The following is a 13,093-nucleotide window of genomic DNA, read 5'->3' as shown; positions in this document are numbered from 1 at the left end:
CGCTCTGCCCTTCGCAAATCGACGGGCGATCGGTGGCCTTACGGCCGCGACAGTACCAGACCACCGAAGGGCGGCAAGGTCCAGCCCTGGGTGCCGGACTGGGGCTCGCCCACGGCATGCACCACCGGCCAATTGGCGCCTTCCGGGGTCGTCCACGTCTCAGGGCCGAAGTTGAACAGGCACAGCAGGGTCTCATCAAGGTGGCTGCGCTCGAAGGCCAGCACATGCTCCCCCGCCTCGACGAAGCGCATGCCGCCGATGGCCAGCGCCTCATGGGCCTTGCGCAGGCCCAGCAGCTGGCGGGTCAGCGCCAGGTGGGACCGGGGGTCGGCCTGTTGCCGGTCCACCGCGAGGGCGTCATGGTCGGCGCCCACGGGCAGCCAGGGCTGGGCCGTGCTGAAACCGGCGTTGGGCGCATCCGCCGTCCAGGGTATCGGCGTACGGGCGCCGTCGCGCCCCAGGGTCAGGGGCCAGTTGGCGATGGCCTCGGGGTCCTGCAACTGCTCGAACGGGATGGCCACCTGGGTCAGCGCCAGCTCCTCCCCCTGATAGAGGAAGATGTTGCCGCGCAGGGTGACCAGCAGCAGGGCGGCCATGCGGGCGAAGGCGGCGCGGTCCTGCGGCTTGGCCCAACGGGAAACGCAGCGCGGCGCGTCGTGGTTGGAGAAGGCCCAGCTGGGCCAGCCCAGGCCGGGTTCGTCCGGCCACAGCTCCAGCGCCTGGCGCACCAGCGCCGGGGTCAGGGTGTCAGCGTAGAGGAAACTGAAGTCATAGGCGCTGTTCAGCCGCCTGTCGCCAGCGGTGAAGGCCTTCATCTCCCGGTCCGCGTCGGGCCCACCGACCTCCGCCACCGTGAAGCGGTCGCCGCCGTAGCTGTCCAGCACGCCCCGGATGCGCTCCAGGAACTTGGGGATGTCCGGGTGGGACATGTTCTTGGAATGCAGCTGGAAATCGAAGGGCCGGGTGCGCACCGCACGGGTGTCCGGGTTCACCGGGTTGTCGGTGAAGGCCGGGTCGTGCATGGAGAAATTGATGGCATCCAGGCGGAAGCCATCCACCCCCCGGTCCAGCCAGAAGCGCGCCACGTCCAGCAGGGCGTCCTGCACCACCGGATTGTGCACGTTCAGGTCCGGCTGCTCGGTCAGGAAGTTGTGCAGGTAATACTGCCGGCGCCGGGCGTCCCAGGTCCAGGCCGGGCCGCCAAAGACGGACTGCCAGTTGCAGGGCGGCGAACCGTCGGGCTTGGCGTCCGCCCAGACGTACCAGTCGGCCTTGGGGTTGCCGCGGTCCTGGCGGCTTTCCTGGAACCAGGGGTGCTGGTCCGAGGTGTGGGAATAGACCTGGTCGATGATGACCTTCAGGCCCAGCGCATGCGCCCGCGCCACCAGGGCGTCGAAATCCGCCAGGGTGCCGAACAGCGGGTCGACGTCGCGGAAGTCCGACACGTCATAGCCGAAGTCACGCATGGGGGAGGTGAAGAAGGGCGACAGCCAGATGGCGTCCACCCCCAGGCTGGCGACATGGTCCAGATGGCGGGTGATGCCGGGCAGGTCGCCCACCCCGTCATTGTTGGCGTCGGCGAAACTGCGCGGATAGATCTGGTAGATCGCCGCCCCGCGCCACCAGGGTCGGGTACCGCCCGGTCCGGTATGGGGGGGGTGTTCCATGGTCATGAAGCCTCTCCAGATGCGCAGACGACGTAATCAAGGGGGGCCACCTGGACAGCATAGCTGCCCGGGGCGGTAACGGCAGGGCCGCATGGGCCGTGCAGGGCGGTGAAAGTGGTCCACTGGCCGCCGACCTCAACCTGGGCATTCACGGCGTGCGTCGAGGTGTTGACGGCCACCAGCACCTCCCGCCCCGTGTCGGGGTCAATACGGGAGACGGCGAACAGGCCCGGCTTTTCGCTGGCGAAGCGCAGGACGCTGCGGCCGTGGCGCAACGCCGGCTCGGCCTCACGCAGGCGCGCCATTTCCGCCAGGCCCTGATACAGGGGATGGCCGGGATTGAAGCTGGGTGCGGCGGTGGTGGCCGTGGTGCCCACCAGGCGTTCGGCGTTGTAGGCCGGGACCCGGCTGCCGAACATGTCCTCGCGCCCCGCGCGATCCTCCCCGCCGCTGAAGCCCTGCTCGTCCCCGGAATAGACGACGGGCACCCCGCGCTGGGTGAACATCAGGGCGTTGGCCAGGATGACGCGCTTCAGGATCTCATCCTCGCCCGCGTGGGGGAAGGCCTTGCGGGCGAAGTGGGCGAAGCGGCCATGGTCATGGTTGCTGACGAAGGTCGGCAGCTGGCGGGCCGCGTCCTCGCCCCCCTCATAGAGGGCATCGCCGTCCAGCATCAGGGCCAGACGGTCGGTGCCCTTGGTCCCCGCCACCGTGTCGACCACGGCGCGGCGAAAGGCGAAGTCCAGCACGGCCGGCAGCTTGTCCACCCGGGTATGGCGGGCCAGGATTTCCACCCGGCCGTCGGTGTCCGCCACCTCGCCAAAGATATGGAAGTGGGGGATGCCCCGCGCCCGTGCGCGGTCCAGCATCGCGGGCACGAAGGCCTGCCAGAATTCCGGGTTCACGTGGCGGGTGGTATCGATGCGGTAGCCGTCGATGCCGTAGCGGTCGATCCAGGCACCATAGATGTCGATGAAGCCCCGCACCACGGCGGGATTCTCGGTCATCAAATCGTCCAGGCCGCCGAAATCACCGTAAAGGGAGCTTTCCCCCTTGAAGGTGGAGTCGCCGCGGTTGTGGTAAAAGCGCGGATCGTTCAGCCAGTCCGGCACCTTCACATGGGCCTCCGCCGCCGGCACGAAGGGCGTGTAGGCGTAGGCGGGATCGGCCAGGCGGGCGAAATTCTCCGCCGTGCGCACACCGTCACCCTGGAAGCCCGCGTTGATGGCGGGGCCGGCGGGGCCGCCCTTGCGGGTGTATGGATAGTCGGCCTTGGAACGATAGGGGCAGGGCTTGCCCCTACACTCCCGGTACTGGATGACATCGGCGGTATGGTTGATGACGATGTCGAGATAGACCTTCATGCCGCGCGCGTGGGCGGCATCCACCAGGGCCTTGAAGTCGTCGTCGGTGCCCAGGTGCGGATCGACATGGGTGAAGTCGGTGATCCAGTAGCCGTGATAGCCGGCGGACTGCCGGCCGGGCGCGCCCTGCACCGCCTTGTTCCTGAACACCGGCCCCACCCACAAGGCGGTGGCGCCCAGCCCCTGGATGTAGTCCAGCCGCCGGATGACGCCCTGAAGGTCACCGCCGTGGTAGTAGCCGCTGTCGGTCGGATCATACCCCGTCACCGACCGGTCGCCCGTCATGCCGCCTTTGTCGTTGGCGGTATCGGCGTTGTCGAAGCGGTCGGGCAGCAGGAAGTAGACGACCTCGTCCTCCGCCAAGCGGTCGCGAAAATCCGCGGCCCAGGCAAAGGGCGCGAGGGCCCCGGCGGTCAGGACCACGGTGGAAGCAAGCAGCGCCAGACGGCGGCCTAACACTTTCATGCGGTTCCTTTCAGGCTGTCGGTCAGGCTGTCGGCCCGGCAATGCCGGGCGATGAAGTCGGCATGGGTGGGCATGGCGTCAACCTCACGCGCCACGGCCATCTTCATGTCCTCCAGGAAGCGGCGCAGGTCTTCGGCCGACAGCTGGTCGGCCAGGGGATGATGATCACGCGGCCATATGCCCTGGCCGAGGAAGACGTGCAGCCAGCTGACCTCGCTGAACAGCTCGTCAAGGTCGCGCGAGACGCGTCCCAGCGCCTGGAACACCCGGATGCGGCGCGTCAGTTCCTCCGGGATCGGCCGGTCCCGGCACTCGCGCCAGAAGGGGCTGTCCGCCCGTTCCGTCGCCGCGTAGTGCAGGATGATGAAATCGCGGATGCGCTCGTACTCAAGGGCCGAGGCGCGGTTGAATTCCTCCGCCATCGCCGGATCGACGCCATGGTTGGGCAACAGGGTGATCAGGCGGGAGATGGCCGATTGCACCAGATGGATGCTGGTGGATTCCAGGGGTTCCATGAAACCGCCGGCGAGACCGATCGCCACGACGTTGCGGTTCCAGAATTTACGGCGGCGGCCGGCGGTGAAGCGCAGTTGCCGCGGCTCGGCCAACGCCTCGCCGTCCAGGTTGGCCATCAGGGTGGCGGCCGCCTCGTCATCGCTGACGTGCCGGCTGCTGTAGACGTAGCCATTGCCCAGGCGGTGCTGCAACGGGATGCGCCATTGCCAGCCGGCGGGCCGGGCGGTGGAACGGGTGTAGGGCGTGAACCCGCCGGCGCTGGCGCACGGCACCGCCCAGGCGCGGTCGCAGGGCAGCCAGTGGGACCAGTCCTCGAAACCGGTGTTCAGCGCCTGTTCAATCAGCAGGCCGCGAAAGCCCGAGCAATCGATGAACAGGTCGCCCCGGACGCGGGTGCCGTCCGCCATCTCGACCGCATCGACGAAGCCGTCATGGGCCCGCAGCACGGTACGGACGATCTTGCCCTCCCTCCGCCGCACGCCGCGCTTTTCCGCGAATTGGCGCAGATAGCGGGCGTAGAGCCCGGCATCGATGTGGAAGGCGTGGGCCAGCGGCTCCAGCGGGCTCTGCCGGCGTGGGTCTGGCCGGACGAAACGTCCGCGCCGCGCCGCCACGCTGTTCAGGATGTACGGTTCCCAGTCATCCGCCATGCCCAGGCGATGGGCGCGCAACCAGAAATCCTGGAAATGGCCCAGGCCCAGCGGACGGCCGAAGGCGCCGAAGCTGTGCAGGTAGCGGTGCCCCGGCCGCAGCCAATCCACGAATTCGATGGCCAGTTTGATGGTGCCCTGGGTCTGACGCAGAAAGTCGTCCTCATCCAACCCCAGCGCCCGGTTGAAGATGCCGATGGGCGGAATGGTGGCCTCACCCACGCCGACGGTGCCGATCTCTTCCGATTCCAGTAGTTGGACGCGGTGTCCACCGGGCCCCAGGATGTGGATGAGCAGCGCCGCCGTCATCCACCCGGCGGTGCCGCCGCCGACGATGACGATGTCACGGATGGTACCGGTCCCTTGCTCAGTGGCGGGGGCAAAGGTCATGGCCTGTCTTCCGCATCGCTGTTGCCGGATGGTCCCATGAGGGCGGGCAGGTTTCCCGTGGGCGCCAACGCCAGGGCCGATGCCCATGGGAAAGATGTCTTTCAGCCCTGGGAAAGAAAAGGGTGAGGCGGGCCCAGGTCCGCCTGGGTCTGGGCCCGCCTCACGAGGGCTCGGGGAGAAAGGTCGAAAAGCGCCCCGCCGACGCGGCCGTCGGCGGGAAACCCCAACCCTATCGGCTCAGTACTTGTAGGAAGCGCCGAGCAGATAACGCGTGCCGTACTTCTCGTACCGCCAGTTCTGGGTGGTATCGCCGTTGTAGTAGGTGACGACCGGCTCATCGGTCAGGTTCTGGCCTTGCAGGACGATGGACAGACCTTTCAGCGCGCCCTCGGTGAAGTCATAGCTGATCTGGGCGTCGACTAGGGTCTCCGGCACCGCCAGGTCGAACTCGCGGCCCTGGCCGAAACCCGTCAGCTCGGACAGGTAGCCGGAGCGGTGGGTGACCGAGACGCGGGCGCCGAAGCCACCGTTCTCGTAATAGAGCGTGCCCTGCTCGGTCCACTTGGAGTAGCCGGCCACCGGCAGGGTGCTGTTGCCCGATCCCACGCCCTGCGAACCGGCCTGCAGGTCGGTCTGGGTCCAACCGGCGGCGCCATTGATGCCGAAGCCTTCCAGCTTGGACCAGACCATGTCCAGCGGCACCGCAAGCGCCGCCTCCACGCCCTCGATCATGCCGCCATTGCCATTCACCGGCACGGTGACGTAGCCGAAATTGGTGGCCGGGGTGGCGGAGGAGTTGCTGTTGATGCCGGAGAAGTCGGTCAGCGTGCTCTTGTTATAGATGTTGTTTTCCAGGTGCTTGTAGAACGCCGCCAGCGACAGGTAGCCAGCCTTGTTGAAATAGTATTCGTAGGACAGGTCGACCGCATCGGCGTACCAGGGCTTCAGATAGGGGTTGCCGCCGGTGCCACTCCACGGGCCGTTGTTGGGGTTGGACACCCCGGCCTTGGACGCGTCGAAGGCGTACGACAGGTTGGCCTGCATCTGGTCCATGCGGGCGCGCATCATCTCGCGGGCGGCGCCCAAGCGGATCTGATGGTCCGGGTTGGGCAGGACGAAGGCCAGGTTCATGCTGGGCAGGATGTCGGTGTAGCCCAAGCCCAGCGTGCGATCCTGGTATTTGTTGGCGGCGGCGATGGCGATGCCCGTGGAGGACTGGTCGGTGTGCACCAACTGCAGGCCGACATTGCCGGAGACCTTGACCGCGCCGATGTTGCCATCCAGGTCGGCCTTGATGAAGCCAGTGGTGACTTTTTCATCAACCGTGTAGTGGCTGTCGCCGGTGCAGTTGGCGCGGTACTGGGCGCACGGGATCAGGGTGTAGACCCCCCGGGACAACAGCTCCACGGGATTATAGGCCACAGTATTGCCCAGGCCGATCCAGCTGAGGTCGGTGGAGCCGACCATGGCCCAGGACGGGATGGCGGCGCTGGCGCCCTTGACCCCGGTGATGGGATCGACCGCCGCGGTCAGGTTGGACGTCAGGGTGACGTACCATTCTGGCTGGAAGTATTCCTTGTTGCGTTCGGTGTAGTTCACACCGACGTCGATGTCCTTGAGGAAGGAGACTTCATGGAAGTCCTTCTTCAGGTCGCCCTTCAACGAGTACAGGTCATCGTGCACCCGCGGCTTGTTCAGATAGCCGTTCTGGGCATACGGGGTGGTGCCACCGTTCCAGTTGTTGGGATCCGTCAGCTTCATCAGGTTCGGATCGGCATAGTTCAGGTTGTGGGTGAACTGATAGCCGGACTGGTTGGTCCCGACATTGGTGAAACCGATGGTGTCGGTGGCGCCGGTGGACCCGCTGGACCCGGTGCCGTAGTAGGATTCTAAGCGGGTGGTCTGGCGATCGGCCATGCTGTAGCCAAAGTCCAGGGTGCCGACCCAATCGCCCTTGGTGTACTGGCCGTTCCAGCCGATGGAATAGAGGTCGGACTGGGTGGAGCCCACGTCACTGCGGCCCACGCCTTTCACACCGCTGAACGCGCCATTGGTGACGACGCCATTCTGCGCGGTGTAGCCGGGCAGCAGAGCCACCGCCGGCTGGGAACCGACAACACCGCCGTTACCCCACTGCAGCGGCATCTCGATGCCGCGCTGCCACTGGTAATCCTGGTAGTGGGTGTAGAAGAAGTCCAGCGAGGTGGTGAAGTTGTCGGTGGGTTTGTACTGCACCGTGCTCATGATGCCGGTGCGGTTGAATTCTTCGGAATTGGCGCGCACCTCGTCGCCACCGATGACGTAGTTGCCGTTGGACAGCTGGGGATAGCCCCATACGCGCGAGGTTTCCTGCTGCGTCGGCGAATTCAGATGGGCGATGGACAGCGACACGCCCAGGGTGTCGTGGGCGAACTGGTCGATATAGGTGGCGCTGGCGCGGTAGCCCTTGTCCTCGGAGTCCGGGTTGAGCTTGCCGATGGAGGTCATCTCGGCGCGGGCGGACGCGGCCATCACCTGCTTGCCATAATCCAGCGGACGGACGGTCTGCAGGTCCACCGTGCCGGCCAGGCCCTGGGCGGTGAAGCCCGCCTGAGGCGTCTTGTAGACCAGCGCGCTGCTGATGATTTCCGAGGGGTACAGGTCGTATTCGACACTGCGGTTGTTGCCGGTGGACACCTGCTCCCGCCCGTTCAGCGTGGTCAGGGTGAAGTCGGGGCCCAGGCCGCGCAGGCTGATGACCTGGGCGCGTCCGTCCACGCGCTGGGCGGCCAGGCCGGGCAGGCGGGCCAGGGATTCGGCGATGGAGTTGTCCGGCAGCTTGCCGATGTCTTCGGCCGAGATCGCTTCCACGATCTGGGCGGCATCGCGCTTCACCTCGATGGCCGATTCCAGCGAATGGCGGAAACCGCTGACGACGATTTCCTGCATGTCGTCATTGACGCCAGCGGCCGGGGCGCTCTGCGCGAACGCCGGACCATGCATCAGCAGCGTCACGGCGCTGACACCCACGGCCAGCCTGGTGGCCAACGCGATTTTCGAGTTCCTCATGGCACCCTCCCCTTCCATCTTGCCTGCGGGCCGTTACCCGGCCCAGTTGCAACTATTCTTCCAGAACCCGCTCACGGTGCGGGCGCCCCGGGGCTTCCCCCAGGGTCAACGAAGGCTCCGTCCACCCCGGTCGAAGGGCGGGCGCGCACGACGTCCTGACTGTCAACGGTGTGGATCAGCGATGACGCAGGTACGACTGTACCAAGCCGCTCACAGCGCTTTGGCCCGTCCTGTCACCTGATCGTGCATCAACCTGGATATAAGGTGCTTCGGCACCTTGGCCCCGTATCCTCCCGAATTTGCGATGATCATAGTGTGGGGCCGATTTTTGTAACATAGGCCGCATACGTATGTGCAACGATCCAGTAACAGTCGCATACGTATTCAGGCAGCCCTGCGCCCGTTAACTATTTTTGCTTCACCCACCCAAGTATTCATGTGTGCAAGCGCACAATGAGAACGGGCCGGCCCCCGTGGGGAACCGGCCCGTCAGACACCAATCCGCAACGACGCAGGCGCGCCCATCACTCCGTGCGCAAGGTCGTGGCGACCGGGGTCCGGGCGGCGGCGGCGGCCGGCATCGCCGCCGCCAGGACGGCGACCAGAACCGCGACGCCCAGGCCGGCGAACGCTCCCCAGGAACAGTCCTGGTAGTCGAAGGGATAGCGGATGATGCGCTGGCCGAAGCGGCCCACCACCGGCCGGCTGATCAGGGGCGCCAGGGCCAGGGCGATGGCCCAGCCGACCAGGGCGATGGCCATCGCCTCATAGATGAACAGGCGTATAAGGGCTGCGCCGCCACCGCCCATGGCCTTCATCACCCCCACCTCGCGCGCCCGCTCCGCCACGCTGACACCGATGCAGGCCGCCAGGCCCAGCACGCCCGTCAGCAGCGCCAGGACGGCGATCGCCATCAGCACGGTGGTGATGAGGGCCAGATGCCCGTCGATGATGGCAACCAGGGTTTCGGCCGTCTCCGCCGCCATCACCGGGATGCCGGCGGCGGCCAGGTCGTCCTGCAGGGCCTGGGCGGCGGGGCGCGGGCTGCTGCCGGCGGCCAGGGTGAGATAGAGGATGTCGGCCCCGCTGGCGGCCCCGCGCAGCGTGTCCATCACCGCCGCCGAGGCATAGACACGGCCCGGCCCGAATTCCCGCACCACGCCCACCACGGTGACGGCGGCGGCACGCTCCCCCGTCCGTAGCTGGTAGCGGCCGCCCAGACGCAGGTCAGGCACGTCGGCCAGCAGCTTTTGCGTCACCACCACACCCTGGGCGTCCGCGCCGTCCAGCCAGTGCCCGGCCAGCACATCCGGCCGGATCATGCGGGTGCCCGCCGGCGGCGCCACCACCGCCACCGGGTTGGCGAGACGCCGGCCATCCACCATCGGCACCGCCTCCACCCCCCTCCAATATTCCGCCGCCCGCACCTCGGACCGGCCCGTCATCCAGGCCTGAAGGCGATCGGTGGGGTAGGCCTGACGCAAGACCAGTTGCACATCGTAGGGCTTCGTCCGCATCACCGCCGCCGCCGTGCCTTGCATGGAGGCGCGGACATTGAGGGCCGTGAGGAAGAAGGCCAGGCCGATGGCCAGCACCAGCGCGGTCAGCACCGCCGGCCGCGGCCGGCGCAACACGGCGCCCAGCGCCAAGCGGACCAGCAAGGGCAGGACGGTGAAGACCCGCGCCAGCGCCCCGGTCCCCGGGGCGGCGCCGGCGCTGGCGCCGCCGCCGCGCAGAAGGGCCAGGCGCACCGGCATCCGCATCGCCTGCCGCACCCGCCAGGCAGTGACGGCCAGGGGGGCGCCGGCGCCGAACGCCAGCACCGCCGCCCACACCCACAAGGGTGGATGGGGGCTCAGCAGGTCAAAATTATTACCGGCGGCGATGAAGCGGGCGATGACCGTGCCCATGGCCAGGGCCGGCCACAGGCTGGCGAGGCCGGCGGCGAGACCCAGGAAGCCGGTGGCCAGCAGATAGTCGCGCGCCACCTGTTCCGGCCGCGCGCCCAGCGCCCGCATCACCCCGATGGCCCGCCGCTCCCGTGTCATCAGGGCGTCGATCAGGTTCACCACCAGCACCGTGCCCATGCCCAGCGTCGTGACGGCCAAACCCGCCATCAGCAGCATCAGCGCATCCAGCTGGTTCTGGTGGCCGTAGCGGGGCTGGTCATGGATTTCCAGGCGCCGCACCCCCACCCCGGCCGCCGCCAACGCGGCGGTGACGGTGGGGGCCAGGGTGGTAGCGCTGTCGGGGCCGCTGGTGGTCAACAGCAGGCGACTGCCGTCCAGCCCCTGCCCCCAGGCCGCCAGCGTGGCCCGGGTGACATAGCCGTACAGCACCATCTCCATCCGCGAGGGATGCTGACCGGGATCGAAGACATAGCCGGAAAAGGCGGCGGCGGCGGACGCACCGTCGGAAAAGCGCAGGGGCAGTGTCGTGCCCGGTCCACCGTCCAGGAAATAGCGCCCGTCGCGTTCCACCAGCAAACCACCGACGGGCGGTGGCCAGGCATCGGCCGGCAATCCGGCCTCGGGGGTGAACGTGGCCACCCGCAGCGCCCGGAAATCATCCACCACCGCCAGTTCCAGAGGCAGCCAACGGCCCGGTCGCACCTCCGCCCGCGCCATCACCAGGGGGCGTTGCTCCACGGCGGTGACACCGGGCAGATCCGCCAGCCGCCGCAGGATTTCCGGTGTCACCGCATCGGTGCGCAGCACCAGGTTGGGCGGGTTGGTGCGGCGGTAACCAGCCTCCAGGTCCGTGCGCAGCAGGGAATACGCGGCCAGCACCGCGCCGGTGACGAACAGCCCGATGGCCAAACCGGAAAAGGCCAACAGGGTCCGCCCCCAGCGGACGCCGAAGTCGCACCCGGCCTTTTTCACGCGAACCGGGATCATGCCCCCACCTCCGCCAACTGGCCGTCCTCAATCCGCAGCACGCGGTGATAGCGGTCCAGGCCGCCGCGTTCGTGGGTGGCGACGACGACGGTGCGGCCCTGGGCGACGCAGCGGTCGAACAACGCCGCCACCCGGTCGCCATTGGCCCGGTCCAGGTTGCCGGTGGGCTCATCCGCCACCAACAGGGGTGGATCGTTGGCCAGCGCCCGGGCGATGGCCACGCGTTGCTGTTCCCCGCCCGACAGGCGCCCCGGCGGGCGGAACGCCTGGTCGCCCAGGCCAACCTCCGCCAGCAGCGACAGGGCCCGCGCCCGCCGCCCCTTCGCCGGCACCACGCCCACCAGATCCATGGCCAGGATCACATTGTCCAAGGCCGTGAGCGTGGGGATCAGTTCGAAGAACTGGAAGACGATGCCCACGGTGGCGCCGCGAAAGCGGGCCAAAGCCCCTTCGCCCAGGGTTTCCAGGGCGGTTCCGTTGACGATGACGGAGCCCTGGCTGGCGCGGTCCACGCCGGTGACCAGGTTCAGCAGGGTGGACTTGCCCGACCCGGACGCCCCCGTCACCGCCACATACTGCCCCCGGGCGATGGTGACGGTGGCGGGCAGCAAGGCCGCATATTCGGCTTCGCCTTGGCGGAACGTCCGCCCGGCGGCCAGCAGTTGAATGACAGGCGACACGGGATACCCCCCTTCTGCGTCTCAGGAAGGGGCAGGATGGCGGGGTGATGTCCGGCGCCGTTGGCGCAATTGTCAGGAAAGTGTGGGACCAGTCTTGGGAATGGACCAGGGAAAGGCCATGACGGCGGTGGTGCCGACCGACACCGTGCTGTCCAGCGTCAGGCGTCCGCCATGCGCCTCCACCAACGCGCGGGCGATGCTGAGGCCCAGGCCGGCGCCGCCCGTGCCCCGCCCGCGATGACGGTCCACCCGGTAGAAACGGTCGAAGACATGGGGCAGGTCGGCATCGGGAATGCCCCGGCCATTGTCCGCCACCATCAACCGCCAGTTTTCGTCCGTCATTTCAAGGGTCAGGGTGATGCGCGGATCCGGTTGGCCTTGGGTGGCGGTCACGGCGTTGTCCACCAGGTTGCCCAGGGCCTGGGCCAGGCGGCCGGCATCGATGGTCGCGGTCCGGCCCGTGTCCCCGCTGACCGTCACGCCCAAGGCGATGCCCGCCTGTTCGATGCCGGGGCGGCTGCGGGCGAAGGCGTCCCGGGCCCAGTCAGCCAGGACCACGGTGCGCGGCGTCAGGCTGGCCGCCCCCTCCGCCACCGTCGCCGCCGCCAGGATGTCACCGATCAGACGGTCCATCAGCGCAATCTCGCCATCCATCTGCGCCAGGTGGGGTGCCGCCTCCGCCGGCCGGCGGGCGATGGTCTCCCCCAAGGCACGGAGGCGCCCGAGGGGGGAGCGCAATTCGTGCGAGACATCGGCCAATAGCCGGCGCTGCCGCACCTCGCTGTCCCGCAGGGCTTGGGACATGTGGTTGAAGGAGGTGACCAAGCCCGCCAGTTCCCGCTGGCGCGGCGGTTCCAGCGTCTCGCCGAAATGGCCCCCGGCCACCCGCGCCGCCAGGGTGGACAGCCGCCGAAAGGCGCCCGTCAGGTCGCGCACCGGCGGCCAGACGAGGATGGCGGCCAGCGCGACGAAGCCCAGCAGCACGGGCAGGAATTCCACATGCATCGGGATGGCCGGCTGGCCCCAGCGGCTGAGCACCAGGGTGCCGCCGTCCGGCAGGGGGGCGGTCCCCACCAGCATCTCCAGATCCCGGTGTCCGGGGCCAAGCAGGGAGGGATCCAAGGGCGGCTTGTCCGGACGGCTGTCGGCCAACACCGCGCCATCGGCGGCCAGCACGGTCAGGCGCACATGTTCGTGCGACCGCGCCCAGTCCTGGGCGACGGCGGTGGGAGCCGCCGGCCAATGCGCGGCCAGCCACCGCGCCTCATCCCGCAGATCCTGCTGCCAGGCGCCATAGAGGAAGACCCCCTGGAAATGAAAGGACAGCGTCACCAGGATGCCCAGGCAGATCGCCACCAGCAGCAGCGCCCGCCAGAACAGCAGGCGGAACAGGCCGGGGCCCTTCATGGACGGCAT

The 13,093-nt window shown here is 68.1% G+C and carries 7 protein-coding genes; all 7 read right to left on the bottom strand.

The window, feature by feature from the left end; genetic code table 11:
* Positions 1-38: 38 nt before the first annotated feature.
* Positions 39-1,673 carry an alpha-amylase family glycosyl hydrolase gene (locus FHS74_RS05630; protein WP_184798361.1) on the bottom strand — a complete coding sequence of 545 codons (1,635 nt, stop codon included), beginning with the start codon at positions 1,671-1,673 and terminating at the stop codon, positions 39-41.
* Positions 1,670-3,496, bottom strand: coding sequence for an alpha-amylase family glycosyl hydrolase (locus FHS74_RS05625; RefSeq protein ID WP_184798359.1), 1,827 nt, complete (start codon positions 3,494-3,496; stop codon positions 1,670-1,672). The genes FHS74_RS05630 and FHS74_RS05625 overlap by 4 nt, the downstream gene beginning before the upstream one ends.
* Positions 3,493-5,052 (bottom strand): tryptophan halogenase family protein, encoded by a 1,560-nt coding sequence (locus FHS74_RS05620; RefSeq protein ID WP_184798357.1) that lies wholly within the window; start codon positions 5,050-5,052, stop codon positions 3,493-3,495. The genes FHS74_RS05625 and FHS74_RS05620 overlap by 4 nt, the downstream gene beginning before the upstream one ends.
* A 237-nt stretch (positions 5,053-5,289) precedes the next feature.
* Positions 5,290-8,100 (bottom strand): TonB-dependent receptor, encoded by a 2,811-nt coding sequence (locus FHS74_RS05615; protein ID WP_184798355.1) that lies wholly within the window; start codon positions 8,098-8,100, stop codon positions 5,290-5,292.
* Positions 8,101-8,624: 524 nt separating this feature from the next.
* A complete protein-coding gene (locus FHS74_RS05610) occupies positions 8,625-10,997 on the bottom strand; it encodes an FtsX-like permease family protein (RefSeq protein ID WP_184798353.1) in 2,373 nt (790 codons plus the stop codon).
* Entirely contained in the window at positions 10,994-11,677 is a 684-nt protein-coding gene (locus FHS74_RS05605; RefSeq protein WP_184798351.1) for an ATP-binding cassette domain-containing protein, read from the bottom strand. Before FHS74_RS05605 ends, FHS74_RS05610 begins: the two co-directional genes overlap by 4 nt.
* Before the next feature lie 72 nt (positions 11,678-11,749).
* On the bottom strand, positions 11,750-13,084 hold the full coding sequence (locus tag FHS74_RS05600; RefSeq protein ID WP_184798349.1) for a sensor histidine kinase: 1,335 nt from the start codon (positions 13,082-13,084) through the stop codon (positions 11,750-11,752).
* Positions 13,085-13,093: the final 9 nt, after the last annotated feature.

Source organism: Nitrospirillum iridis (genome assembly GCF_014205765.1).
GTDB lineage: Bacteria > Pseudomonadota > Alphaproteobacteria > Azospirillales > Azospirillaceae > Nitrospirillum > Nitrospirillum iridis.
The sequence above is the reverse complement of the archived record's forward strand: the minus strand, read 5'-3'. Positions and strand labels throughout refer to the sequence as shown.